A 25,786-nucleotide genomic window follows, 5' to 3' on the forward strand; every position below is an offset into this window, starting at 1 on the left:
AAAATAATATCTTTTAATACTCTTTTTAAAAAACTAAAAATGATAAACCCTTGATTTTATTGATTTTACTTGTCAGCATATCTATTTCCTATTATCCCTTAAAGACTTCAGGGAGGATAATCCGATATCTCCTTAAGCCTTGTCCTGCAAGGCTTTTTGTGTATTTAGAAGATAATTTGGTCAAAATCCAGACATTTTTACTTCTGCCCGCACATAGCTCCCACAGTCAGAGTAGTGACTGTTAAAGCCAATCAACCACTGTGCTGAGATGTTGACATATAGTCGAATGAATTAGCTTTCAGACAAGGAACTGAAGTGCAGGCTGTACTAGAGTACGGCAAGCCGAAAGTGACGATGTATCAAAGTTAATTCAAATGACTATAAAATGTAATCAGCGAGCCTAGTTTTATCCTAGGCTTTTTGTGTTTGAAAATGCCTAGTTACTCTACTTTTGTTCAAAAAAACATCACTCCAAAAGGAATGATGTTCCCACTCATCTTTACCAAGCCCGTCCCTTGAGGTCAATATCTTCTTCTGGAAAATCTTTTTTGTCTTTCTTAGCCGATGTAATCATAATGGTCGCCGAAATCTGCTGTTGCTCCTTGCCTGTCAGCCGGTCAACATGAGTCTCCATACGATTGATTCGATAAAATCCACAAGCCTCATAGTAAGGGACCACTTCTTCTCGGCAACCCAAATAAGAAAAATCAACTGCTAAAGTTTGCGTATTTTCCTCTAACAAGCGGGACATCATATCTCTCCCCAATCCTTTCCCACGAAATTCTGGCGCTATTAAAACTCCTCCGATTCCCGCAATAAGACACTCTTCAGCTCCTACAGAAATAGTACGAACCTGACTGCCCATATGACCCACCAAGTCCTCGCCTAGATAGGCTAACAAATGATAGTCTTGCGGCGCGTAGCCATAGGGCTGCTTCAAATTCCACTCTCCGTAGTCATCTCTATATTCTCTATCAAACAACTCTTTGATAGATTGAGCCTGCTTAGCAATCAAATCTTCTGTTGACGAAAATAGAAAATTCCGTTTTGTCATTTCTCTAACCTTTCCCAAATAACCACCTGTCCTTGTTTGAGGGACTGTTGCACATCAATAATGCGTTGGTTGGAAGAGCCTCGGAACTGCAACATAAGATTGCGTTTGCTGTTGTCATAGCGACCATCTACGAGAATGTCCAACTGGCTGAGCAACTCCAGCTTGTCTGGCGTTTCCAACATCAATTCTTCCCATGTATAGCCTGTCCAGGACCAAATATCCTTGTCTGGCAATTCCGTCCGAACTCGCTTGACGAGGGGGAGGACGGTCCCTGTATTGAGAAAGGGCTCTCCGCCCAAGAGGGTTAGACCCTGCACATAGGGCCGGGCCAGATCTGCTAAAATGCGGTCTTCCAGCTCCCTGGTGTAGGGAATGCCGGCCTTGAAGGACCAGGTGGCAACGTTACAAAAGGGGCGGCTGCCCCTTGAATACTTTTACACGCCTTTAACTCACACTTTCTTCGTTCGCTTTCTCTTTTTTCTTGAGGAAGGATAGGCTAAATAAGAGAAGCCCTAGTGCAGCGCCGGCTCCAGATGCCCAGAGGATGACTTGGATGTGCTGCTTCATCTGTTTGATGTCTGCCTTTCTGGTGGCAATCTTATCCTTAAAGTCATCGGCACGTTTGTTTTGTTTGAATTGTTTGACCTGAAGGGTATAGACCGTGGCTTGCGCTGTACTCCTTGAAGTGGTTACTTGTTGCAACTCTGATGTCACCACCTGCATACGCGCTCGAGGCTCCGCTTTTAATAAATCTTCCAAACTGCTGGATTTGTTAGTGATGACTGCCTTGATAGCCAAATTTCCATAGTAAGCCAAATCACTGGCCTTATCCACAGTCCAGACATAGACATCAAAACCTGCGGCTGTGATGCTCACAATATTATCCGCAGAAACACCTGGCCCTACTGAAGCAATGATTTTTCGCTTCCCATTGGAAAGGGCTTGAAGGGTTTCTATCAAATTCGGCCTAAATGTGCCCGCTAGTACCTCCAACTGTGCTTCAGGAGCAAATAAGTCAAAATCTGCAAACTCCTCCCAATAAAAGGTAGCCCAACCTGTCTTCTCTGCCATACCGTACTTCTGTGTAATCTCGTAGAGAGCCTTTTTTTGGTCTGCATTCAAATCCTGCTTCAACTCAACATGAAGCATTTCAACACCCAACTCCTTAGCCAAGGCGATAAAACGATCAAAGGTCAATAGCTCTGTTCCACGATACTCCGCTCCCTTGTAAATACCGTAATCATACTGCCGCAACTCCTCGTAAGTATGCTCTGATATTTTCAGCGTTCTGGCCAAACGAGAACCATCCGGATTCCGCGCGATACGGTTAATCGTTTCGTCGTGGTGCAGAACCGCCACTCCGTCTAAGGTCAGGTGAATATCCCCTTCCAGATGGGTAAAGCCATCTTCCACCGCCTTTTTGTAGGAAATCTCACTTTCCTCAGGCGCAATATCGTTGTAACCCCTGTGAGAAACCATAACAGGATAGAGAATCTTTCCTTCCAAACTGGTTTTCTCCTCTATCAAGCGTGATTCCTGAGTGGTTAAATCCGCTATCGTCTGATTTTCCTTGCTAATTTCTCCAGCCAAAGCTTGAATATCGTCTTGAGTTGTTGTCAACTGCTGCTGAAACTTCTCCTGTTCTTTTTTAAGAGTGGTCATGGTGGAAAGCATCGTATGGCGGATAAACAAGCCCGCAATCGCAACTACCAACAACAAACAACCGATAATTCGTTTTCCCATTTTCTATCCCCACATCTTTCATTCAAAACAGTTTCTTGCTTCACCGAGCAAATGAGTTACCACTATTACACCATTTTTTCATGTAAATGTAAACCACTATTTTTCAGGAGATCTTTTCCTTTTCAACCACAAGCTTGAGAAAACGAACAAAAAGATCGGACAGTAAAAGGCTAAAACCAAAGTTCACACACCTCTGATTTTAGCCTGTTCTTTTATCTGTAATGATATTATCGTTCATCTCTCTCCATCTGTTCATAGGCTTGTTTGCCATCGTTCAGCTTGGCCCAAATGACCACCTCACCTTTAGCGAGAGATTGTTGGACATCGATGATGCGCTGATTGGACGAGCCACGAAATTGCAGCATCAAATTGCGCTTGGTGCGATCATAGCGTCCATCGACCAAAATGTCTACATAACTGAGTAACTCCAGTTTATCCGGTGTTTCCAGCATCATCTCTTCCCAAGTATAACCCGTCCAAGACCAAATATCCTTATCCGGGAGTTCCTTGCGAATCCGCTTAACCAAAGGAATCAAAATACCTGTATTGAGGAAGGGCTCCCCTCCCAGTAGGGTCAAGCCCTGCACATAGGGCTGGGCCAAGTCCTTCATGATGCGCTCTTCCAACTCCGCCGTATAGGGAATCCCAGCCTTGAAAGACCATGTAGCAACATTATAGCAACCCTCGCAGTGAAACATACAGCCGCTGACATAGAGAGAATTGCGGACTCCTTCACCATCAATGAAGTTAAAGGGTTTATAGTCAATAATACGCCCCTGACTCAGTTCCTCACTTTTCCATTCTTGGGGTTTTGGGTTATTCATGATGTACCTCTATCCAATAACTTTCAATACCTGACACCGTGGTTTCCTTCTGACCGCCACAAGAAAGAATCACCCGTCTGCTAGCTGTATTGGTCTCCTTACAGGTCACCAACACACGGTGGATATTTTTGGCCTTAGCTTCCTGCAGTCCCAATCGCAACTGCTCCTTGGCATAGCCCTTCCCGCGTTGGCTAGGTCGAATAGAGTAACCAATATGGCCACCAACTCGCAAGAGAAACTCATTGAGCCGTAGTCGAAGGTTAAGAAAACCAATTGCCTGTCCCTTCTCATCAAAAGAAACAAACTGAATAGCCGGCACGCGCCCCTCAGGCAAAGAAAGACTGATTTCGCTAGCTAAATTCATTTCAAGCCAGGCCTCATAATCCATGCCCTTAGAGTAAATTCCCCCATCCATGGCGCTTTCTTCTCGTTCAAACTCCGCAATCATATCGAGAATAGTTGCCTTGTCTGCCAAAGTTGGTCTTCTTAATTCCATCCTAGCCTCCAAACTGTCTTCTGAAAAATTCACTGATGACGTCACTATCCAAGCCTAAATCCTGTACAATTTCTGCCTGGTGGAAATCATCATAATTATCCTTGCCACTCCAGACAAAGGAATTGGTTACAATCTGATAGTTCTTGTCCGCCTCAACAGCTCTGCCATTGACAACAAAATCTTCACCGTCTGGGGAAATGCCCCACAGCTGCGGATAAAGACCTGTCTTTAGACTAGCTACCAAATCGCTGCCCTTGATAGAAACCAGCAGCACGCGCTTAGAAAAGGGCAAAACCTTGACCAGATCCGAATAGTAGATTGGTCCTGCAGACAAAGAGGCACGAATACCAAAACCGTTGATGACCGCACCGTCTGCCTGCAAGCCCACCTGGCCGGCCCGCTCAAAAAGGGCCTGACAGACGACAGGAGCGAGACTGGACACGCCTTGACGAATACTGTCGCGCTCTCCATCTAGCGCATGCGGAAGAACCGCGATTGGTTTGGAAAAAGCTGCGTCCCGTTCCGACTTCATCTGGTCGATAATGGCCTTAACCGCCTTGTCTTCTCCGGTCAATTTCTCCATCTCAATCAAGTCATAAGCCAACACCTCATGCCGCCCATCTGCATAACACCGCAAGGACAGATGGCCTACAAAACGACCATATTGCCCTGTCTGGCAAATGCTGACTCTGCCCACTTGACTAGGTTTTTTTAAAATCGTATGGGTATGCCCACCTAAAATCACATTAACTTCTGGAAATTCCTTTGCCAAGTCCAGATCTTCATCGTAGCCTAGATGACTGAGCAAAACTATGTGGGCTTGAGGGTTCTTGCTCACAATCTGGTCAACCTGCCTCCGTAGAGCCTGTCGGGGATCTTCAAAGAGAATATTGTCTGTCGGCGAGGCGACTTCCTGAGTTTCTAAGGTGGTCAACCCCAAAACATAGAGTGTTTTTTCAGCCATAGTAAACTCCAAAACATCCTCCAGCGGCACCAGTTCATCAACCGCTTCTCCATCACGGTAACGCAGATTGGACGACACAACTGGAAAGGCCGCAAAATCGTTCAAGCGGCTAAGCAGTTCATCCCCGTGATCAAACTCGTGATTGCCCAAGGTCATGGCCTGGCAACCAATCTGATTCATCAACTCAATTTCCTTAACGCCTCGGTACATGTTGAAAAAAATATTTCCCGAAAATAAATCACCGCTGTCAAAAACAAAGGTCTGAATACCTTTTTTCTCATTGCCGGCCCGAATATCCGCGATGAGCTGGGCCTTTTTCGGAAAATTCTTTATGTAGGAATGCAGGTCATTGGTATGAAGAATGCTAATATCTGTAAAATCCATCGATTATTTCTTCTTGTTTTTTACTTGCTTGAGCAATTCCCGCACACGCGCCTTCTTGTCCTGCTTCACAGTGGAATGCTTCTCGTGATAGCGCTCCACTAAAGCCTTCCCCTTGTCATCTAATTGGTATTTCCCCATTTTTTCCTCTTTCTTTTGTAGCAAAGCAGAGCTAGCTGCTTATTTAGTCTGAAAAAGTTTCCACAGCCAGTAAACTGACTGTGGAAGCTAGTCTGTTCATTTACAAGCCCGAGCCATTCATGTGTTTCACACGGGCAGCAATCTCCTTGTGACGACCATTGACCATCGGACGCGCCTGTGGATTCCCTAAGTAACCACAAGTCCGCTTGACCACATCCACTGTCTTGGGATCGCTATTGCCGCAGTTCGGACACTTGAAACCGCGCTCGGTCGGTTCAAAATCTCCATCAAAACCACAGGCAAAACAATGGTCAATCGGCGTGTTGGTACCCAAGTAACCAACACGGTCGTAAGCATAATCCCAAACCGCCTCAAGAGCCTTTGGATTCTGTTGAAGAACAGGGTATTCACAGTAGTGAATAAATCCACCACTAGCCCCAACTTCTGGATAAATCTTCTCAAAATCCAATTTTTCAAACGGTGTTGGATTTTTCCGAACATCATAGTGGAAGCTGTTCGTGTAATACTGTTTGTCCGTAATATCCTTGACGATACCAAACTTCTCTGTATCCATGCGGCAGAAACGGTCTGTCAAACTCTCAGACGGTGTCGAGTAAACAGAGAAATGGTAGCCATATTCATCTGCCCACGCCGCCGTCAGCTCCTTCATTCGCTTGATGATTTCAACCGTAAAGTCCTTGGCTTGCGGATTATTCTCCCACTGTCCACCGAAGAAAACCGTTGCGACCTCATACAGTCCAATATAGCCCAGAGAAATGGTGGCTCTACGATTTTTAAAGACCTCATCCACCTCATCCATCTTATTCAGCCGCTTCCCGAAAGCTCCATACTGGTAAAGAATTGGGGCATTTGCAGGCGTCGCTTCCTTGACCCGCTCAACACGGTAAACCAGAGCATCCTTAGCGATCGCCATCCGCTCATCAAAAATTTCCCAGAACTTGGCCATATCACCGGCCGACTCCAGTGCGATACGCGGCAAATTGACTGTTACCACTCCCAAATTCATCCGTCCAGAAGTTACATCCTGTCCGTTTTCATCTTTCCAACCTTGAAGGAAGGAGCGGCAGCCCATCGGCACCTTGAAGGAACCTGTTAAGTCAATAATCTTATCATAGGACAACATATCTGGATACATCCGCTTAGTGGCGCATTCCAGAGCCAGTTGTTTGATGTCATAGTTAGGCGAATCCGGCTCCAAATTAAGCCCGCGTTTGACTGTGAAAATCAGTTTTGGAAAAATTGCTGTTCGTTCTTCACTTCCCAGCCCCTTGATACGAATATTGAGGATAGCTTTTTGAATTTCACGTTCAAACCACGAACTGCCTAGACCAAAACCAAGCGATGTAAAAGGCGTTTGTCCATTGGAAGTGAAAAGAGTATTGATTTCGTATTCCAAAGACTGCATGGCATCGTAAATATCTTTCTGGGTCTTCGCACGCGCATACTCTTCTCGCTTACCCTCAACAACCCACTCCTGTGCATCCTTGAGATGCTTCTGATAGTTGAGCTCTGCATAAGGCGCCAGCACCTCGTCAATTCGATCGGCCGAACATCCCCCGTACTGACTGGAAGCCACATTGGCAATGATTTGCGAAATCTGAGCCGTCGCCGTCTGAATAGACTTAGGGCTCTCTACTTCAGCATTTCCAATCTTAAAGCCCTCTGACAACATCCCTTTGAAATCAATCAGACAGCAGTTGGTCATCGGAGTGTAGGGACTATAATCCAGATCGTGGTAGTGAATATCACCCTTCTGATGGGCATTAGCAACGTGCGGTGGCAAAAGTTTGAGTCCGATGGACTTGCCCACAATCCCAGCAGTCAAATCCCGTTGGGTATTGAAAACATCTGAGTCCTTATTCGCATTCTCGTTGACCACCGCCTGATCCTTGCTTAACAATTTATGAATTTCAAAGTTAATATCCATGGCCTGATGGCGACGAAAATCACACTGGGTGCGGTACTGGATATACTTCTCTGCCAACTCGTACTGGTGAGCCTTGAGCAACTCCTGTTCCACTATATTTTGAATTTCATAAATTTGAATGTCCTGACTGAAGCGACGAGCAATCTCCGCCAAAACAGCATCACGAATTCCCGCTAAAGCAGGTTGTGAAATAGGATGTTGCAGCTCCTGATTGGCCCGCCCTAAGGCCGCAAAAATCTTCTCCTGATCAAAGGCCACACTACGGCCATCCCGTTTCAAAACGGTAATATCCAACTCTTTCAAAACAGTATTTGTAGCACCCATTGCTCCAACCTCCTCGTACTTGTCGCTCTATATAGTGTATCACTTCACATCCAAAAAATCAATATCTAGTATAAAAAAATCATTTTTTTATTTTTAAACACTATATATAGTAATTCTAAACAAAGAAAAATGATTGTTTCCACAATCGTTTTCATCAATTTTTCTGATAAAGGCTCAACTGACTAGTCCCCAGATCCACCTTGCTGTAATTGGCTTCTAAGTTAGCCTTGACCGCCTCTAGCATAACCAGACCATTTCGCACGACAATGTACGAAGCCTGATTTTTGTTTAAATCATAGGTTACAGATGTTTGATTCTCCTCTGTATTGAGATAAGGCTCTGCTGTAATAATGGTCGCAGCAGCCAACCGTTCACTCTGCAGATAGACCTGCGCACTATCATCCCAAGCATAGATGGTATCCGTAGCTTCTGAATTTTCCCGGATGTATTGGGCGATTTGGCTACGCTCCTGATGTACGTCTGCTTGTAGGAAGTAGGTATAGATTGGCTGAATTGGAATGACCAGACAAGCCAGAATTGGCAGGAAAAGACTGGTTTTTAAGTAGCTAACAACTGGAGGTTCCTCACCTTCCATGTCCTCTAGCTCCTCTGACTCACTCGGTTGAACTTTCATGTGTGCAACAGCCATCACAAAACCGTAAGGAAAGAGGACAGTCAGCTGATTGAGGTCAAAGTTTGGATTCCCAATGATAAAGATTGTCTGCACCAGAAAACCCAGTAAGACTACAACCTTGATATAGGTGTGTTGTTTTTGTCCAAGAGAGGCAATTGTCATCAGAATATGCTTCAAAAAACCAGTAACAACCAACACTCCTAGAACGAGACCTGCTGTCCAGAGGATTCCTTCGTAACCAAAGTTGAGACGGATATTGTAGAAGAAGGTCTGTTGAATAGCCATCCCCAAAATTTGCTCCACAAAGGTATAGTAACCGACAGAGTAGACGATCAACAAAAATCCAAAGAGCGATGCCAGTAACTGATAAAAACCGCGTGCCATCTGACGGTGCTGAGCATTGTAAACAAGAAGAACGAGAAAGGCAACCAACCACAAGACCGCACTCTTTGGATCAATCAAAAAGACCAGTGCCGCATCAATTCCGTAGAGGATAAAGGCTTCGTCCTTCACTGCCTTCTCAAAGTAGCGAATCAAGAACCAAATACTGGTCAAGAGGAAAGGCAGGGCAAAAATACTAGCATAAAGTCCTCCAAAATTCAGCGCCAGAATAAAGAGATAAAACCAGTGACTGAAATTGCTTGCTGTTTCCTGAGATTGGCTGAAATAAGCTACAATTTTGTAGAAGAAAACACCCGCAATCAACAACGCCACAAACTGAAGAATTGCTAGCCCAATAGAGCTACCAAGGAAAGAGCCCACAAAGGCAATCAGGTAGTAGAGTACGCCGTTGGTTCCAAAGAAATCCCCGTATGGACTCTGACCCGCCTGCATGGCAAATCCCGCATAAAGATTTTGAGATTGAATGTTTGTCGCAAAACTGGTCAAAAAAGGATTACCCACACTCAAAAGACTGAGCAAAACACTCCAAAAAAGAGCTGGCCCAAGCCGCGTTGGAAGGAGCTGCTGCTTAAAATCCTCGTTAAATGGCACACCTTCCTGTCTGCGTCTTGCTCCACTACGTCTTTTGCGTGAATACTGTTCTGTTTGCTTGTAGTCTGCTTCTCTTTCTGTCATCTTGCGCTCCTTGCTATAATCTAGCTTATTATATCAAAAAGAGAGCAATCTGTCATTTCCTGTTCAGTATTCCTTGCAACTTAGCGTAACGCTCCAGCTCTCGAAAAGTATGTCTTTCTTTTTGATAAAAGGCATCAATAGCCTGTTTTAGTTCTTTCAGCTTATCCATACCTACTTATTCGCAAAAAAACGGAAGAAAAATTCTTCCGTCCCTAGTTCTAATTATTGTTTGGTAAAGACCTTCACTTCACCGTCTGTTTCTGTCAGTGTTAGGTTGCTTCCTTCCAGATTATATGATTTGCGGTCATCTCCGACAATCAGAACCTTATTGGCTCCGTCCACCGTCACTGCCTCTGTTTCTGTTTCGCCATCTACATCCAGAGTATCCATGGTGCCAGTTCCGTTTTGAATGGTCAACGTCTTAGTTTCTTCTACTCCCTTAAACACATAGGTACCATCCAACTCAGTTGTCACCTCTACGGTTGAAGCAACCGTTGTGCTAGACGATTGGCTTGTTTGAGTCTGGCTGGAGGCAACCGTTTGGTCATCGTCGCTGTCGCAAGCGATAAGAAATACGGAGCCAGCCAAGAGAATAGCTAGGGTAAAAATTTTTTTCATGAGAGCCTCCAGATATGTTTTCCCCTATCATACCCTAGTTCCCCAAGAACCGTCAATATTTATGCTCAAATAGCCTGCGAACTTGGGAAATAAAATAGAGCGATCCTGTAATGTAGAGGCTACCGACACCTTTCTTGCGCCATTCTTTCAGAAAAGCCTGATAATCTGCTACATAGGTACTTCCTGCCAATCCGTCCTCATCAGAAATGGCGCCATCGTAGGCAAAACTTGTCAACAGTAGATTCGCCTTGGGTAGCTCTCGTTGGATAAGCTCCAACATTTCTTTAAAATCCTTGCGTTTGAGAGCTGAGAAAAGAATGGTCACGTCTTGCTCTCTTTGGTTTTGGATATGGGCTACCAGACGCTCAACAGCGGGAACATTGTGGGCGCCATCTAGAAAAATAGTGGGTCGTTGACTGACCTGCTCCAGCCGGCCTGCCCAGCGTGTTTGGGCTAGAGCCTGCTTGGCCTTTTCGCGGTCAATCTCTCGTTCGCTTGCTTGCATAAAGAGCCAAAAAGCCTGCAAGGCAACCGCCGCATTTTCTTCCTGGTGACGGCCTGCTAATCCCAGTTCCAAAGCGTCCAATGCTAAACTCCCATTCTCAAAACGTCCTTCTTCTAATTGAAATTCCCATCCCGAACGATAAAGTGGCGCCCCTGCTTGCTCAGCTTTTCTTTGACAAATTTCTAGAACTTCAGGCCTTACTGGCCCTAGAACGACCGGTCGTTTGGGCTTGATAATTCCCGCTTTCTGCTCTGCTATTTCCCCTAAGGAAGAGCCAAGCAAATCCTGATGGTCCATCCCTACTGTGCTAATGACACTGACCAAAGGGTCTACCACATTGGTAGTATCGAGTAGGCCACCAATCCCAACTTCTAGTAAAACAACATCCAAGGCCTTATCTTTAAAGTAGAGAAACATCATGAGAACCATGACTTCAAAATAGCGAAAAGGCTCGTAGACCCTTGCTACTTCTTGCTCCAAATCAAGGATCTGCTCTAACAACTGGCGATAGTGTTCATCTGCTATTGGCTGGTTATTGATACAGATTCGGTCATGAACGCTGACCATGTGAGGCGAAACAAAGGTGCCAACCCTCAGCCCTTGCGATTGCAATAATTGATTCATAAAAGCAATGGTAGACCCCTTGCCATTCGTTCCCGCCACATGAATAATCGGCAAGTTCCCCTCAGGGTTCCCCAGTAAATCCAGAGCATACCGAATCTTCTCCATCTTATACTGGAATACCTGCCCCTGCTTGGACTCCAACCACTCCTCTAACTGCACACTCTCACCTCCAAAACTCCTTCTATCTTAACAAGAACCCACTAGAAAAGTAAAGAGAAAAGTGGTGGGCTATTGACCCAACCACTTACTCCAGTCTTCTCCAAAAATAATAAATTTTCCAAAAAAGTTAAACATGATAATCTCCTTTTGTTTTGATAAACCTAGTTTATACCAAAAGAAGAGTATCTAACAGGACAAAAATGTCATCTTTTACTCATTATCTAATTTCCAAGACTCTTTCAATTTTTCTACCAAAAAGTCATTTTCAAGTAAATTAGCAAAAATAATTGCTTCTTCATATAAAGCAATTGCCTTTTCTTTATCCTTATTCACAAATAACTCATACTTCCACTTGAGCATACTTAGAATGGCTTTCTTTTGAAAATCTTGAGAAATTTTCAAAATATCGTCTAAACTTGAAAATAAACCCGGAAGATAAGTATACAATCTTTTTGATCCGAGTACGCTAACAATAACTAAGAGAACATCTCTTAAAACAAATAGGTCATTTGATGCGATTTTAGTCACATGTTCAGGAAGTTGTTTAACTAATGTTAAAAATATTTGGAAACTATCCGAATCTGTCTCTTTATATCTTATATGCTCAATAAATAGTCGAATAATTAACAAGTCATTCACGGAATAGTGTTCTTTAGTAAGTATTTTCTGCAAATATTTATCCAAAATATCTCTACCATAGAGATCTGTTTCAGATTCAAAAGCATCAATCGTTGATTGGATGGTATCTACTGCTACACGCTCTTCTTCCGACAAGAGAGCATAATAATCATCATAAATCTCCGTAAGTTGACTGTCTCGTCTATCAAGCATCTCTTCCTCACCATAAGTTGGCGTTCTCAAAATATCATATTTTAATATTTTATATCTATCCGGCAACTCTATATAATCTGGCATGAGTTCGTAAAGTGTCATTCCTAATCGACCGGCAATATAGTTGATAGTGGAGAAGGTTGGCTTAGATGTACCAGCCTCAATACGAGTCAATTGACGAATGGATAGCTTTGTTTCATCCTCACAAAATTGTTCCTGTGTAAAGCATAGCTTCTCTCGCAAATCACGAATTTTTAACCCAAACTCTTTGTTGTCCACGACAAGCTCCTTTTAAGTTGTATATGTAAATAGTATACCAAATACCGATAAAATTAGGTTTTAATTTGTCGAATTTTTCTTCAGATTTTCGCTACATCCGAACGAAAACAAAATATTTTTACCAATGACAATTATTTCAGTATTTCCTCATTCATTTTTATACTAACGAAGAGGAAATTTATTTGGTAAAATAGAAGTTACTAAGAAGCAGAAAGAAATAAAACATGAAACTCGAATTTAATACCCATCTAATCGGTAACTATAAAAGCAAATCTCAGATTGCAAGAGTCTTGACGGAAAACTGGGTGGAAGACAACGGTTATTGCCCAAGCTGTGGTTGCAAACCACTTCTCTCCTTTGCAAATAACCAGCCCGTCGCAGATTTTTTCTGTCAGGTATGTAAAGAAGAGTATGAATTAAAAAGTAAAAAAGGAAAACTCTCTACCACCATCAATGATGGCGCTTATTCAACCATGTTAGAGAGAATTTCAGCAGAAAATAATCCAAACTTCTTCTTTTTGACCTATACAGCCACCTACCAAGTTCAAAATTTTCTAGTTTTGCCGAAACATTTTGTGACACCCGACATCATCATCAAACGAAAGCCCTTGGCTCCTACAGCAAGACGCGCTGGTTGGGTTGGGTGTACGATTGATTTATCCAAGGTTTCCTCAAAAGGCAAAGTTTTTCTTATTAGAGATGGACAGTGTAGAGAACCAGAGCATGTAGCAAGAGACTTTAATCAAACTCTTTTCTTACGAGATAAAACACCAGAAACCAAGGGATGGCTTCTCACAACATTGAATTGTTTGGATAAGATTCCTGAGAAAGAGTTTCATTTAGAAGCCCTCTACGCTTTTGAGCCCGTGTTGAGAAGTCGTTATCCGAATAACCATCACATCAAGGATAAACTTCGTCAACAGCTGCAAATCTTACGAGACAAGGGGTTCATTGAATTTTTAGGCAGAGGGTGGTACCGTAAACTGTAATCTCTGAAAACTGTACCTCTTAGCCCCCCTCATTTTCACACGCAAAAACCCCTGTTTCTCAGAAACAGGGGTTTTGTAAAGTGGTTTACTCTTCTTCCATGAAGCTATTGAAGACTTCTTCAATCATATCCCATTCTTCTGTTGCATCTTCTGGGATTGGTTGAAGGTCACCTTCTGTGCCATTCTCGTTCTCAATGTAAGAGTAGGCTTGGATTTCAACTTCACCGTTCTCGTCTTCCTCAGCACTTGCTGGGATGAGTAGAACGTAGTTTTTTCCGAATTCCTCTTGGCCATCAATGGTCAAGAGAATTTCAAACAAGGTTTCGTTCCCATTGTCGTCTACTAAGGTAATGAGCTCGCGCTCGTCGTGATTGTGATTGTGATCGTGGTGATGATCGTGTGCCATGTCTGTCTCCTTAAAATGTTCTGTCTAAATAATTTTGTAAAATCAGCTGAGCTGCTAATTTGTCGATAACTTTCTTACGTTTGGTGCGGCTAATATCAGCTTGTTCAATCAGCATCCGCTCTGCAGCAACCGTGGTCAAACGCTCGTCCTGATAGTGTACCGGAAGGCCAAATAATTGCTCCAGTTTTTCGCCGTAGGCTTGGCTTGCTTCCACACGAGGACCACTCGTATTATTCATATTTTTGGGCAAACCAATGACAAACTGATCCACTTTATATTGGTCAACAAGCTCCTTGAGGCGGTCGAAACCAAACAAACCTTTTTCTTCATCAATTGAAATAATCTCAAGCCCCTGCGCCGTGAAACCTAACGGATCAGAAATGGCAACGCCTACTGTCTTTGAACCGACATCTAGTCCCATTATTCTCATCAGAGCTCAATCCCATTTCCTTTCAGGTAAAAACGAACCAATTCTTCCACAATTTCATCGCGTTCATGCTTACGGATTTGGTTGCGGGCATCGTTGTAGCGAGGAATATAAGCAGGATCTCCACTTAATACATAACCAATGATTTGGTTAATGGGGTTGTAGCCTTTTTCATCCAGAGAACGATACACATTGGTTAAGGTTTCGCTGATTTCTTGCTTATTGGTATCATCGAGACGGAAGCGAACTGTTTCTTCTGTGAATCCCATACTTACACCTTCTTTCTTTTCCTATCCAGATTATTATATCATATTTTATCCTATCATTCAATGGAATAAAATGGAGAAAGAACTCCGCTCAAGAGTTCTTTCAAACTATCTTTGCTTAAAGAGCAGCCCGCATGCGAGCCTGAGCGTTCTCAACATTGCGGACAGAGCGCGGTAGAAAGGCGCGGATGTCGTCTTCCTTGTATCCAACCTGCAAACGTTTCTCATCAATCAGAATTGGACTCTTCAAGATACGCGGATTAGCGGTAATCAAATCAATCACTTCATTGACACTCAGCTCTTCAATATCGCAGTCCAAACTTTTGGCGTAACGATTCTTGGATGATACGATGCTGGCAATCCCGTTTTCTGTTTTGGTCAGAATGTTGAGGATCTCTTCTTTGGTGATTGCTTCCTTTCCTAAGTTATGCTCATTATATGATAATTGGTGGGCATTCAGCCAATTTTTTGCTTTTTTACAAGAGGTACAGCTAGACACTGTATAAATTTTAATCATGTAGTCTCTCCTTTGCTACATCTTTTAAAAAACATTATATTCCATTATACCACATAAATACTCAGTCTGAAGACCTATTTTCTCAAATTCTTCGGTTTTTGAGGAAAAATCAAAGATTTTTATCTGTTTTTTGTCTGTTTTCACTTAAAAATAGCACAAGCCTGAGAATCTTTTCTCAGACTTGCTATGTTCTGTATTTAGTTGCTGACGGAAATGTTCAAAGCAAGTAGTTGACAGATTTTTACGGTAGATTAGTCTTCCAACTCGATGCCACCATCTAGATCCAAAATGACGTCCTGACCTGCTGGGGCAGGAACTTCTTCAGTTACAGAAGGTTCTGTATCTTCAATCAAGCCGTAGTGAACGCGAATTTTACGATCAATTTCAGCAAAGATAGCTGGGTTATCTGCCAAGAATTTCTTGGCATTTTCAGAACCTTGGCCAATCTTCTCGCCATTGTATGAGTACCAAGCACCCGCCTTATTGATGATACCCAAATTCGTGCCAATTTCAATTAGCTCACCCGTTTGTGAAATTCCCTGACCGTACATGATTTCCACGACAGCTTCTTTGAAAGGAGGAGCCACCTTGTTTTTGACAATCTTCACCTTGGTTTCCTTACCAACGTTTTGATCCTTTTGTTCGCCAGTTCCTTTGATTTGGGTATTGCCGCGAACATCCATGCGGACAGAAGCATAGAATTTAAGAGCGCGTCCTCCCGGTGTGGTTTCCGGATTTCCAAACATGACTCCTACTTTCTCACGCAACTGGTTGATGAAAATGGCAATCGTCTTAGTCTTGTTAATAGAGGCTGAAAGCTTGCGCATAGCCTGACTCATCATCCGAGCCTGCAAGCCGACATGACTATCTCCGATGTCCCCATCAATTTCTGCACGCGGAACAAGGGCCGCAACAGAGTCGATTACCACCAGATCAACTGCACCAGAATCAATCAATTTTCCAGCAATTTCAAGTCCCTGCTCACCAGAGTCTGGTTGAGAAAGGAGCAATTCGTCAATGTTAACACCAAGCGCTGCCGCATAGGCTGGATCAAGGGCATGTTCCGCATCGATAAACGCAGCAATCCCGCCTTCTTTTTGAGCTTGAGCAACAGCATGAAGGGCAACGGTTGTCTTACCAGAAGATTCTGGTCCGTAGATCTCAATGATACGACCTTTCGGATAGCCACCAGCACCAAGAGCGATGTCGATGGACAGGCTTCCTGAACTCATGACTTGCACCTTTTGCTCTGCTCGTTCACCAAGGCGCATAATGGCACCTTTACCAAAATCTTTTTCAATGTTTTTTAGGGCATCATCCAACGCCTTTTTACGCTCGTCACCAAATTTTTTGGTGATGTCTTCTAATTTTTTACCAGGTTTTTTTGCCACGGTTCTACTCTCCTCTATTTGTTCAATTAGTCTATTATAGCAAAATTTTGCTCGTTCATAAAGTCTTACGCACATGGTCCAGAGCGTTCATACAGGCGATTTGACGGATGGCTGGCCATGAGTAACCGCCAAGTGCAACTTCCTCTGTTATGATGCCATCCAAACTGGCTGTTGCTAGATAAAAGGTAGCCATTACATTGTCTGCTTGAGAGCGTGGGTTGAAGGTTCCCAAGACTGCTAACCCCTTATCTGTTTGGTGCAACTGACGAATGCGCTCTGCTTCTTTTCCGGCAAGCTCTAGATTGGCCTCGCTATTGGTCAGAATTTGACCGCCTTTGTAAAGTTGACGATCCTGTAAAGCGAGTGTCAAGTCGGCTTGCAGCAACCCAGCTGTCAAGTTTTCAACCACCGCAATAGACTGTTGTTGTTCCCCCAAGGATTGGGCAACAACTTGGGCCAGACTATTATCCTCACCATAGCCATACAGCAAGTCACTTAGATTAGCATGGCTGAGAATCTCCGCTTCCAGCTGATCCAGCTTGGCTGTGGCCTGTCTAGAGCTGGTTGATTTTGTTGACAGGCGAAGGGTCACTTCTCCTGTCTTTGCATAAGGGGCTAGTGTTGGATCTGTTTGGTTTTCAATCATGTCCGCCAAAATCGTCACTAACTGGCTCTCACCAATCCCAAAAAAACGCAAGACTCGGGAATAGAGCTGCTGGTTGGATTGACCAATAAGCGGCAGTAGGCTTTGTGCAAACATGGACTTGAGTTCTCCTGGAGGCCCAGGCAACACAACATAGGTCACCCCATCCTGCTCTATCAACCCACCTACTGCTAAACCAGTCGGATTTTGAAGAGCCTGACTTCCCGCAATAATCTGCGCTTGCCGCTCATTATTGGCAGTCCGAACTCGGCCTGGCCGGCTGGCAAAAAAGCGGTTCAGCCGCTCCATTGCTAGGGAATCAAATACCAACTCCCTCCCCAAAAATCGTGCCAAGGTCTGCTTGGTCAGGTCGTCCTCAGTTGGTCCCAAACCACCGCAAAGAACGACCATATTACTCCGCTTGCTGGCTACTTCAAGGGTTGATAATAAACGGCCTTCATTGTCACCAACTGCCGTATGAAAATAAACATCAATCCCTAGCTCCGCAAATTTCTCCGATAGAAATTGGGCGTTGGTGTTGACAATCTGTCCTGTCAAAATCTCTGTACCCACAGCGATTAGTTCTGCTTTCATATTCCTCCTCTGATTAGGTTACAGTTACCTGCTCATCTAGTCAGTTCGTAATGTATCGTCATTTTATCTTGTATCATTGTAACATAAAAAAGAAGAGATTGGGCTGGAAACTCTCCGTTAGGAGGTTTCCAGCCAGTTTCTTCGTTATTGTAGATAGTAAATAAGGAGCAAGCTGCTGTTTCCAAAAATGTGGAGGATGCTGGAAAAGTAGATATTTCGATTGGTTTTTAAAAATAAACCTGAGTAAACCAAGCCTGAACCTAGATAGCCCAGTAAACCTATCACTTCCCGTAATTCCCAGCTATGCAGATGACTGGCAGCAAATAGCAAACCAGACAAGCCTATTGCCACTGCCCTACCAAACCTATCCTCTAAGTAACTTGCTAAAAATTGCCGATAAAACAACTCTTCAACTATCGGACCTAGGATTCCCACAATAGGAATAATCATCCATGCGGGGTAGAGCTGAAGTATCTTCCCTATATTCCCTTCATTAGCCATAGTTACTGTACCACCTGCCAATTCCTGCAAGTAGGCCAGAATCAGGGAAAATACACCATCACAGCATATTGCCAAGGCATAGCCAAGAAGCAGAATAAGACAGGACTTCCACTTGTGCTGGACAATCCAGCCTAGCTTGTCTGCCAACTCTCTCCTCCAGACATACAGACCTAGGAGGGCCAAAGGGACATAAGCAGCAAGTTGAAATGGACCCCATACCGCTCTAGGGAGAAGCTGGTAACCATTCAGTAAAAAGATAAACGTGTAAAGGAAGAGAAAGACTAGAATTTCTTTCTTCGGGAGTGCCATAATACCACCTCTTTGAATAGTAATCGTGCAAGATCCCAAGAGGCAAGAACAATCACGACAGCGGTGAAGAAGAGCACCAAGGCTGACAAACTGCTCTCTGAAAATGGTAAGAGAAAGAGAAAACCAAACAGGAAGCTTAGGTAGAAAAGCAGCCGTTTAGACAGCTTGGCCTTGCCTCTTCCATTTGTTTCCAGATGAAGTAGCTGATCCAAAGATAGTTGATATTCTTCACTCAGTTTTTTCATGTAATCTAAGGCAGGCACCGTTCGGTCATTCTCCCAATTAGAAATCGTTTGGCGTGAAACGCCTAATTGCTCTGCCAAGACTTCCTGCGATAGATTGTGCGTCAGTCTTAGCTGCTTGATTGTGTTACCAATGGTCATCTTACTCCTCCAGTTTACACTTGTTTGAGCAGGTTACAAGACAAAATCCTTTGACTGCACTGTCAAATTTCTTTTACCTTACTCTTTTCCACTCGCAGCTGTCCTCATGATCATTGATGAGTCCTGCTGCCTGCAAGTAGGAATAGACACAGACAGGCCCGACAAACTTAAAGCCTCGTTTTTTCAAGTCTTTTGATATACCTTCTGACAAGTCATTCTTGGTCGGCACTTCTCGGAAGGACTTGACAGAGTTGTCAAGCGGTGTAAACTCTACCCAAGACCAGAGATAGTGGTCAAAGCTGCCAAATTCCTCCTGCACCTTGACAAAAGCCTGCGCATTGGCTCTGGTCGCATACAATTTAGCCTTGTGACGAATGATGTTGGGATTGTCGAGAAGCTTGTCCAGCTCCCCATCTGTCATAGCCGCGACTTTTTGAACATCGTAGTTGAAAAAAGCTGAGCGGAAAGCCTGGCGCTTGTTGAGAACCGTCTCCCAAGACAGTCCAGCTTGATAGGACTCCAAGCAGAGCAATTCAAAAAGTGCCTGTTCATCATGGAGGGGTTGGCCCCATTCTTGGTCATGATAGTCTACATATATTGGATTGGTCATCTTGACCCAACCACATCGTTTCATTGCACACTCCCTACTTCATCAGCATCTTGAGGGCTGATTTGATGTAATTCTCAGCCGTATCTGTCGTTCCTTCAAAGAATTTTTTAATTTTCTTGAGTTCGCTTGATCGATAGCCCAAGGCTTCCATGGCTTCCATGGCTTCGTCCAGAGCCAGATTGTTTGATAAGGCTGGTGCTGGTTGACTAAGAGTTTCCGATTCAGCCATGACAAACTTACCTTCTAGGTCTAGGAGCATCTGCTGGGCTGTTTTTTTCCCGATTTTTGGAAACTTGGTTAAGTAACTGATGTTTTTTTGTTCAATCGCACGCACCAGACCTTCATTATCATCTACGGCAATAATGGCTAAAGCCGTTGTTGGCCCAATACCCGATACCGAAATCAGACTGAGAAAAACATTTTTTTCAGCTTCAGTAGCAAAACCGTAAAGAAGGTGGGCATCTTCGCGTATCACTTGGTGAAGATAGACTGTCATATCTTGCTGAACCTTTCCTGAAAAGGCGTAGGGGTTGGCGACATGGAGGATATATCCCAGTCCTCCAGTTTCAATGACAATGTACTTCGCAGTGATTTTAGTCAGTGTTCCTTTGATATAGTCGTACATAATTTTCCTTTACCATTCTGTCAACTTAGTTGACAGGTGTGTTTCTTTAGTATTTGCCAAGTTCTCGTAGACTGCTGTGGTTCTCTTGAATCCGACGGAACATTTTTTCCATATCAGATTTAGAAAAATGCACGAGTACAGGGCGCCCATGTGGGCAGTTGTATGGATTTTGGCAAGAAGCCAATTGGCGGAGAAGGTCACGCGCCGAGTAGTCATCCAGAGCGTGGTTCGCCTTGATAGACCGTTTGCAGGACATCATAATGGCAAGTTCAGCTCGGTATTGTTTGATGGATACCTGATTTGTTAGTAGTAACATATCGCACATCTCGTAGATGCCTGACTCAATCTCGTCTTCCTTCATCCAAATAGGGTGCTCCCGAAGAATAAATTGATTGCTACCGTACTCTTCTAGGTTGACACCAACTTGACGCAGGGCATCCATCCGCTGGCTGAGAAGAAGGGCATCATTCTGTGGAAATTCAAACATATAAGGCACCAGAAGCTGCTGGGCAGAGGCATCTACCTGACCAATCTTCTCTCGGTAGTACTCATATTTGACCCGTTCTTGTGCGGCGTGCTGGTCAATGATATAGAGCCCGTTCTTTCCTTGTGCAAAGAGATAGGTTCCATGCATCTGACCAAAATAGTCCAGCTCCGGAAAGGTTGAACTCTCCTCTCCTTCTAGGCGGTCAACTAGTTTAGCCAGTTCTTGCTGGGTGAGGGCGGGATGTTCCATGTCCTCCACTACTTGAGTTGGGCGCTGGGCAAACTTGATTGCCCTTGGCTGCTCCTCTTTTTGCTCTTCTTCCAAGGGTTTAATGGCTTCTGCAACCGTTTCTGGTTTGACATAAAAATCTTGTCGAACCGTGTCGTAGTAGAGATTGGTCTGACGAAGAGGCAAGGTCATTTGCTCGGTTTTTGGTTTCACACGAGTGCTAGATTTTGCCAGATTTTCAAGGGCGTCAGGAATCAAATCCTGCTGACCCAGAGCATCCTCAATAGCCTTACGAATAAGAGCCATCAATTCCTTTTCTTTAGATAGACGAACCTCTTGCTTGGTCGGATGGACATTGACATCAGCCAGATAGGGATCAATCTCAATGGAAATGACGACTAGCGGAAAGCGTCCAACCATAAGCTTGCTGCCATACCCCTCCAAGATAGCTCGGTTGAGTAAGAAATTCTTGATGTAGCGGCCATTGATAAAGATACTGATATAATTGCGGTTGGCTCGGGTCAATTCTGGTAAAGAAACGTAGCCGGACACCTGAAAATCCAAATCCTGAGCACTGATTTCCACCATTTTTTTGGCAGAAGCGATACCGTAAACCCCTGAAATCGCCTGTCTTAGATTGCCAGTTCCTGCTGTATGCATAAGCTCTCGGCCTTCATTGATTAGATGAAAGGCAATTTCTGGATGCGCTAAACTGAGCCGGTTGACAACATCAATAATATGTGCCAGCTCCGCCTGTTGGCTTTTGACATATTTGAGGCGGGCAGGAGTATTGAAAAAAAGATCTTCAACGATAATTTGTGTTCCGACCGGTCGACTAATGGTCTTCTGAGAGTCAATTTTTCCTCCACGGCTAATCAGTTCCAAACCGTGTGAAAGTCCTTTTCTTGCTGTACGAATCGTAATCTGGCTGACCGAGGCAATAGAAGGCAGAGCCTCCCCGCGAAACCCCAGTGTCCGAATACGAAAGAGATCTGCTTGACTCTTAATCTTACTGGTCGCATGACGGCGCAGGGCTAAAGCGACTTCATCTGGTGCGATTCCTTCTCCGTCATCTGTAATCTCAATAGTTTTCAGACCGGCTTCTTCAATTGTAATGGTGATTTGACTAGCTTTGGCATCAATCGCATTTTCCAGCAATTCCTTGACCACACTAGCCGGACGTTCAATCACCTCGCCAGCAGCAATCTGGTTGGCTAACAGTTCCGGTAGTTCAATAATATGTGACATAGGCTTTCTTTCTAAGCTGCAGGGCAGCGGTTAGTGAGGTTGGTAATGAGCTCATCATCCCTTTTTTGATTCAAGACGATTAGTAGAGATGGTGGGTATGCTTGGCAATCCACTGCTCCAGTTTAATGTGAAGCCAAAAACCGTAAATGCCAAAAGTAATCAGAGTTAGCAACCACCACTTCATCCAATTTCCAAAAAGCTGCAAGGCTGTTCCATCAAAATAAAGGCGTCTGCCATCAATGACTGTATGCTTGGCCTTCCATTTATACATAAGACATATACCCCAGGGCGCACAAATACCAAGAGTACAGACAGTTACAAGAGCCGCCAACAAGCTATGCCCGATATAGGACAACAGGCCTCCGTCAAAATACGATTCTCTGTTCATCTACTTCTCCTTTTGCTTTCTTTCTATTATACCACAACGCAAAGGGCCGTCCTTAATCGGACCGCCCTTTCTTTTCAGCAAGATAATCAAAGTACGCCATCCTCCGGCCAAAATCTAGGCCGGAGGATACAACTTGTTTTCCCAATCATTCTGACAGGCTAAAATCCTGTATTACACAGAGTCGCTCCCTAGCTTTTTCTGCAACTCTGCTAAAACCTGCATCGCTTCCATAGGAGTCATATTGTAAAGGTCTAGCTTGCCCAGCTCCTCCACAACTGGATGTGGACTGGCAAACAAGTCTAGCTGACCATTTTCTTGGATTGGTTGGCGAGGGGCTTGATAGTGCTGACCCTGATTTTCCAGTGATTGGAGGATGCTATCTGCCCGTGCCAGCAAACTATCTGGCATGCCAGCAATCTTAGCTACATGAATCCCATAGGACTTGTCGGCAGGTCCAGGGGCAATCTTATGCAGGAAGGTTACTTGTCCATCCTTTTCGAGAGTAGATACATGGACATTTTCCAAATGCTCCAAAGTCTGACTGAGTTCCGTCAGTTCATGATAATGGGTAGCAAATAGAGTCTTCGCTCCTATCTTATCGTGAATATATTCAATAATTGACTGAGCCAAGGCCATGCCATCATAAGTTGCAGTCCCACGCCCCAACTCATCAAAAAGAATCAAGGAGCTCTCGGTCGCAAGACGAACGGCCTTGTTGGCTTCCATCATCTCAACCATAAAGGTCGATTGGCCGCTGACCAAATCATCCGCCGCTCCAATTCGCGTGAAAATCGCATCGAAGATCGGTAATTCAGCCTCTTCTGCCGGCACATATGAACCCATTTGAGCCAGGATAACAATCACTGCCAACTGCCGCATATAGGTGGATTTCCCGCTCATATTGGGGCCTGTAATCAACTGCATATTGGTCTTGTTATCTAAGTAGATAGAGTTTGGAATATAGGTTTGTCTGCCCATAACCTTCTCCACTACCGCATGACGACCATCCTTAATAGACAAGTCGCGATGCTGAGTGAAGACCGGACGTATCCAACGCTCCTGTTCAGCCAAAGCCGCAAAGGACTGAAGCACATCAACTGTCGCAATCGTTCGGGCTAATTTTTGCAGGCGGCTGATATACTTTTCAACCTCCTGACGAATACGCATGAAAATCTCATACTCCAGATTGGACGACTTATCACGCGCCTCCAACATTTGACCTTCTATCTTGGCCAATTCTTCTGTTCCATAACGCTCTGAATTTTTCAGAGTGGCCTTGCGGAAAAAATGTGTCGGCACATTGCCTAAGTTGGAGTTGGTCACATGGAAATAGTAACCATCTTTTTTGTTGTAATCGATTTTGAGATTGGTAATACCAGAAGCCGCTCGCTCCTTAGTTTCAATCTCCGCAATCCAGCCCGTCCCCTCTCGCATGACCAGACGATACTGATCCAAGGTTGCATCAAAGCCAGACCGAATAATATTGCCCTCCGTAATGGTTGCTTGCGCCTCTGGGTCAATAGCAGAGCTGATAAGAGCGTGAAGTTCAGGAATCGGGTCTAGGTTGGCAACCAAACTAGACAAGGCTGGCTGCTCCATCTGCTGCAAAATCCCCTTAATCGCAGGAACATTGGCCAGCGTCTGAGCCAATTGAAGAAGATCCTTGGGTGTGGTTTTCCCAAAAGAAACCCGACTGGCTAGTCGCTCAATATCATAGACTCCTTTGAGACTCTCCACCAAATCGCTGCGCTCAAAGAAATAGTTCAGAAAAACTGCAACCACCTCTTGACGCGCCTCAATCCGCTCTTTATCAATCAATGGCCGATCAATCCAGCTCCGCAGCAAGCGTATCCCCATGGCTGTTTTAGTTTCGTCCAACAGCCAGTAAAGACTGCCATGCTTTTTACCGGTTCGACCATTTTCCAGCAGATCCAGACTAGCCTTGGTCGCGTAATCCATCTGCAGGTAGTCTTTGATTTCATAGTGAATCACCTTTTGCAAGTGAACCAAATCCCGCAACTGGGTTCGCTTGAGGTAGCTAAGAAGCTTACCAGCTGTTTGCTTCTCTAACTCGGTTAGAGAAGCGTCTATCAGATGGACATCATCCAATACCTCTTCCTCAAAAGACAGGAGCAGGTTCATCTGACGGGTCAAAACGGTCTCCTCCTCTTCTGACAAGGGGGAACCAACCACCACTTCACGTGCCCGCAAATTGCGGATTTCCCCACAAAGACTACTAAAATCTTCTAAGCTCGTCACATAGAATTGCCCAGTCGCCACATCCATATAGGATAAGGCATAGCGCAAACCCTGACGATCCATCGCCACCAGGAAATTACTTTCAGAACCCAATTTAGAAGAATCCGTCATCGTTCCTGGAGTAATAATCTGCACTACTTCTCGCTTGACCACACCGACAGCCATTTTAGGGTCTTCAACTTGCTCAGCAATCGCCACCTTGTGCCCCAACTCCACCAAGGTATCAATATACTGCTGGGCCGCATGATAGGGAACCCCAGCCATCGGAATAGGATTTTCCGCGTTTTTATTGCGGCTGGTCAAGGTCAACTCTAAAATTTGAGCTGCTTCAACTGCATCCTCATAAAACAATTCATAAAAGTCTCCCATACGGAAAAGCAAAAAAGCATCTGGATGCTTGGCTTTTATATCCAGATACTGCTGCATTCCCGGAGAAATTTTTTCTATTGCCATCTTCTCTCTCTCAATCTAAATCAAAAAATGGTTAATCTCCGCCTCCACTTGCTTGGCTGCCTCTTCATCTCGACAAATCACCAAGAGTGTATTGGCACCAGCTAGCGTTCCCAGAATCGTGGCCGGTTTTTCAGCGTCAATAATGTTGGCCATAAGAGCTGCCTCGCCCAGTTCTGAATGTAAGACCAGTATAAAACTAGCCCTCTCTACCTTGTAAGCATATTCTGCTAAAAGCTGACTGTAATTAACAGCCTCATCTTCTACGGACAGGGAATAGTAGGATCTTCCGTTGTCATGGATTTTGATAACCCCTAGCTCCCGCAAATCCCGCGAAAGTGTCGTTTGGGTCACTATCACCCCACGCGCATTCAATCGTTCCTGAATATCCGCCTGTCGTCCAATTCTTTCCTGACGAATCATCGACTTGATTAACTCATGTCGCTCTATTTTATTCATCATT

26 protein-coding genes and 1 pseudogene are annotated in these 25,786 nt (G+C 44.3%); 1 reads left to right on the forward strand and 26 read right to left on the reverse strand.

What is annotated here, in order from left to right:
* Window positions 1-499: 499 nt before the first annotated feature.
* The 12 genes and pseudogenes from INT76_RS06855 to INT76_RS06905 all read right to left on the reverse strand — a co-directional run bounded on the left by INT76_RS06855 (window position 500) and on the right by INT76_RS06905 (window position 12,602).
* The gene (locus tag INT76_RS06855; protein ID WP_212569751.1) at window positions 500-1,054 is read right to left on the reverse strand and encodes a GNAT family N-acetyltransferase; all 555 of its coding nucleotides are present in this window, start codon (window positions 1,052-1,054) and stop codon (window positions 500-502) included.
* Window positions 1,051-1,458, reverse strand: a pseudogene (gene nrdG, locus INT76_RS06860) (anaerobic ribonucleoside-triphosphate reductase activating protein); the annotation flags it as partial. The pseudogene nrdG (INT76_RS06860) and the gene INT76_RS06855, both read right to left, overlap by 4 nt.
* Before the next feature lie 40 nt (window positions 1,459-1,498).
* Window positions 1,499-2,797 (reverse strand): glycerophosphodiester phosphodiesterase, encoded by a 1,299-nt coding sequence (locus tag INT76_RS06865; RefSeq protein ID WP_212569752.1) that lies wholly within the window; start codon window positions 2,795-2,797, stop codon window positions 1,499-1,501.
* A gap of 227 nt (window positions 2,798-3,024) precedes the next feature.
* A complete protein-coding gene (gene nrdG / locus INT76_RS06870) occupies window positions 3,025-3,621 on the reverse strand; it encodes an anaerobic ribonucleoside-triphosphate reductase activating protein (protein WP_212569753.1) in 597 nt (198 codons plus the stop codon).
* On the reverse strand, window positions 3,614-4,117 hold the full coding sequence (locus tag INT76_RS06875) for a GNAT family N-acetyltransferase (RefSeq protein ID WP_212569754.1): 504 nt from the start codon (window positions 4,115-4,117) through the stop codon (window positions 3,614-3,616). The genes nrdG (INT76_RS06870) and INT76_RS06875 overlap by 8 nt, the downstream gene beginning before the upstream one ends.
* 1 nt (window position 4,118) lies before the next feature.
* Complete coding sequence (locus INT76_RS06880; protein WP_212569755.1) at window positions 4,119-5,465, reverse strand: bifunctional metallophosphatase/5'-nucleotidase; 1,347 nt, start codon at window positions 5,463-5,465, stop codon at window positions 4,119-4,121.
* Window positions 5,466-5,468: 3 nt separating this feature from the next.
* Window positions 5,469-5,603: a hypothetical protein gene (locus tag INT76_RS11165; RefSeq protein ID WP_282960479.1), complete on the reverse strand. Its 135-nt coding sequence runs from the start codon at window positions 5,601-5,603 to the stop codon at window positions 5,469-5,471.
* A 100-nt stretch (window positions 5,604-5,703) separates the two neighbouring features.
* Entirely contained in the window at window positions 5,704-7,875 is a 2,172-nt protein-coding gene (gene nrdD / locus INT76_RS06885) for an anaerobic ribonucleoside-triphosphate reductase (RefSeq protein ID WP_212569756.1), read from the reverse strand.
* 154 nt (window positions 7,876-8,029) lie between these two features.
* Window positions 8,030-9,586 carry a quinol oxidase gene (locus INT76_RS06890; protein ID WP_212569757.1) on the reverse strand — a complete coding sequence of 519 codons (1,557 nt, stop codon included), beginning with the start codon at window positions 9,584-9,586 and terminating at the stop codon, window positions 8,030-8,032.
* A 222-nt stretch (window positions 9,587-9,808) separates the two neighbouring features.
* A complete protein-coding gene (locus INT76_RS06895; protein WP_212569758.1) occupies window positions 9,809-10,204 on the reverse strand; it encodes a hypothetical protein in 396 nt (131 codons plus the stop codon).
* Between the two features lie 52 nt (window positions 10,205-10,256).
* Entirely contained in the window at window positions 10,257-11,438 is a 1,182-nt protein-coding gene (locus INT76_RS06900) for a bifunctional folylpolyglutamate synthase/dihydrofolate synthase (protein WP_212573040.1), read from the reverse strand.
* Window positions 11,439-11,702: 264 nt separating this feature from the next.
* The gene (locus INT76_RS06905) at window positions 11,703-12,602 is read right to left on the reverse strand and encodes a helix-turn-helix domain-containing protein (RefSeq protein WP_212569759.1); all 900 of its coding nucleotides are present in this window, start codon (window positions 12,600-12,602) and stop codon (window positions 11,703-11,705) included.
* 224 nt (window positions 12,603-12,826) lie between these two features.
* On the opposite strand from INT76_RS06905, the gene INT76_RS06910 reads away from it, so the two are divergent.
* Window positions 12,827-13,591 carry a DpnI domain-containing protein gene (locus INT76_RS06910; RefSeq protein WP_212569760.1) on the forward strand — a complete coding sequence of 255 codons (765 nt, stop codon included), beginning with the start codon at window positions 12,827-12,829 and terminating at the stop codon, window positions 13,589-13,591.
* Window positions 13,592-13,676: 85 nt separating this feature from the next.
* Here the strand turns inward: INT76_RS06910 and INT76_RS06915 are convergent, their stop codons facing one another.
* From INT76_RS06915 to argR, 14 genes are all read right to left on the reverse strand, one after another.
* Window positions 13,677-13,997 (reverse strand): DUF1292 domain-containing protein, encoded by a 321-nt coding sequence (locus tag INT76_RS06915; RefSeq protein ID WP_212569761.1) that lies wholly within the window; start codon window positions 13,995-13,997, stop codon window positions 13,677-13,679.
* A 10-nt stretch (window positions 13,998-14,007) separates the two neighbouring features.
* Window positions 14,008-14,427 (reverse strand): Holliday junction resolvase RuvX, encoded by a 420-nt coding sequence (ruvX, locus tag INT76_RS06920; protein WP_212569762.1) that lies wholly within the window; start codon window positions 14,425-14,427, stop codon window positions 14,008-14,010.
* Window positions 14,427-14,693 (reverse strand): IreB family regulatory phosphoprotein, encoded by a 267-nt coding sequence (locus tag INT76_RS06925; RefSeq protein WP_212569763.1) that lies wholly within the window; start codon window positions 14,691-14,693, stop codon window positions 14,427-14,429. The genes ruvX and INT76_RS06925 overlap by 1 nt, the downstream gene beginning before the upstream one ends.
* Before the next feature lie 115 nt (window positions 14,694-14,808).
* Complete coding sequence (gene spx, locus INT76_RS06930) at window positions 14,809-15,207, reverse strand: transcriptional regulator Spx (protein WP_212569764.1); 399 nt, start codon at window positions 15,205-15,207, stop codon at window positions 14,809-14,811.
* Between the two features lie 251 nt (window positions 15,208-15,458).
* Window positions 15,459-16,598, reverse strand: a complete 1,140-nt coding sequence (gene recA / locus INT76_RS06935; RefSeq protein ID WP_212569765.1) for a recombinase RecA — start codon at window positions 16,596-16,598, stop codon at window positions 15,459-15,461.
* Between the two features lie 55 nt (window positions 16,599-16,653).
* On the reverse strand, window positions 16,654-17,835 hold the full coding sequence (locus INT76_RS06940; RefSeq protein WP_212569766.1) for a competence/damage-inducible protein A: 1,182 nt from the start codon (window positions 17,833-17,835) through the stop codon (window positions 16,654-16,656).
* 144 nt (window positions 17,836-17,979) lie between these two features.
* Window positions 17,980-18,645, reverse strand: coding sequence for a CPBP family intramembrane glutamic endopeptidase (locus INT76_RS06945; RefSeq protein WP_212569767.1), 666 nt, complete (start codon window positions 18,643-18,645; stop codon window positions 17,980-17,982).
* Window positions 18,618-19,028 (reverse strand): helix-turn-helix transcriptional regulator, encoded by a 411-nt coding sequence (locus INT76_RS06950; protein ID WP_212569768.1) that lies wholly within the window; start codon window positions 19,026-19,028, stop codon window positions 18,618-18,620. The genes INT76_RS06945 and INT76_RS06950 overlap by 28 nt, the downstream gene beginning before the upstream one ends.
* Before the next feature lie 73 nt (window positions 19,029-19,101).
* Window positions 19,102-19,662, reverse strand: a complete 561-nt coding sequence (locus INT76_RS06955; protein ID WP_212569769.1) for a DNA-3-methyladenine glycosylase I — start codon at window positions 19,660-19,662, stop codon at window positions 19,102-19,104.
* A gap of 10 nt (window positions 19,663-19,672) precedes the next feature.
* On the reverse strand, window positions 19,673-20,263 hold the full coding sequence (gene ruvA, locus INT76_RS06960; protein ID WP_212569770.1) for a Holliday junction branch migration protein RuvA: 591 nt from the start codon (window positions 20,261-20,263) through the stop codon (window positions 19,673-19,675).
* Between the two features lie 46 nt (window positions 20,264-20,309).
* Window positions 20,310-22,226 (reverse strand): DNA mismatch repair endonuclease MutL, encoded by a 1,917-nt coding sequence (mutL, locus tag INT76_RS06965; RefSeq protein ID WP_212569771.1) that lies wholly within the window; start codon window positions 22,224-22,226, stop codon window positions 20,310-20,312.
* 79 nt (window positions 22,227-22,305) lie between these two features.
* Entirely contained in the window at window positions 22,306-22,614 is a 309-nt protein-coding gene (locus INT76_RS06970; RefSeq protein WP_212569772.1) for a YjgN family protein, read from the reverse strand.
* Between the two features lie 171 nt (window positions 22,615-22,785).
* A complete protein-coding gene (mutS, locus tag INT76_RS06975) occupies window positions 22,786-25,326 on the reverse strand; it encodes a DNA mismatch repair protein MutS (protein ID WP_212569773.1) in 2,541 nt (846 codons plus the stop codon).
* Window positions 25,327-25,341: 15 nt separating this feature from the next.
* On the reverse strand, window positions 25,342-25,782 hold the full coding sequence (gene argR / locus INT76_RS06980) for an arginine repressor (RefSeq protein WP_212573041.1): 441 nt from the start codon (window positions 25,780-25,782) through the stop codon (window positions 25,342-25,344).
* Between the last annotated feature and the right edge of the window lie 4 nt (window positions 25,783-25,786).

The organism is Streptococcus oriscaviae (assembly GCF_018137985.1).
Classification (GTDB): Bacteria; Bacillota; Bacilli; order Lactobacillales; family Streptococcaceae; genus Streptococcus; species Streptococcus oriscaviae.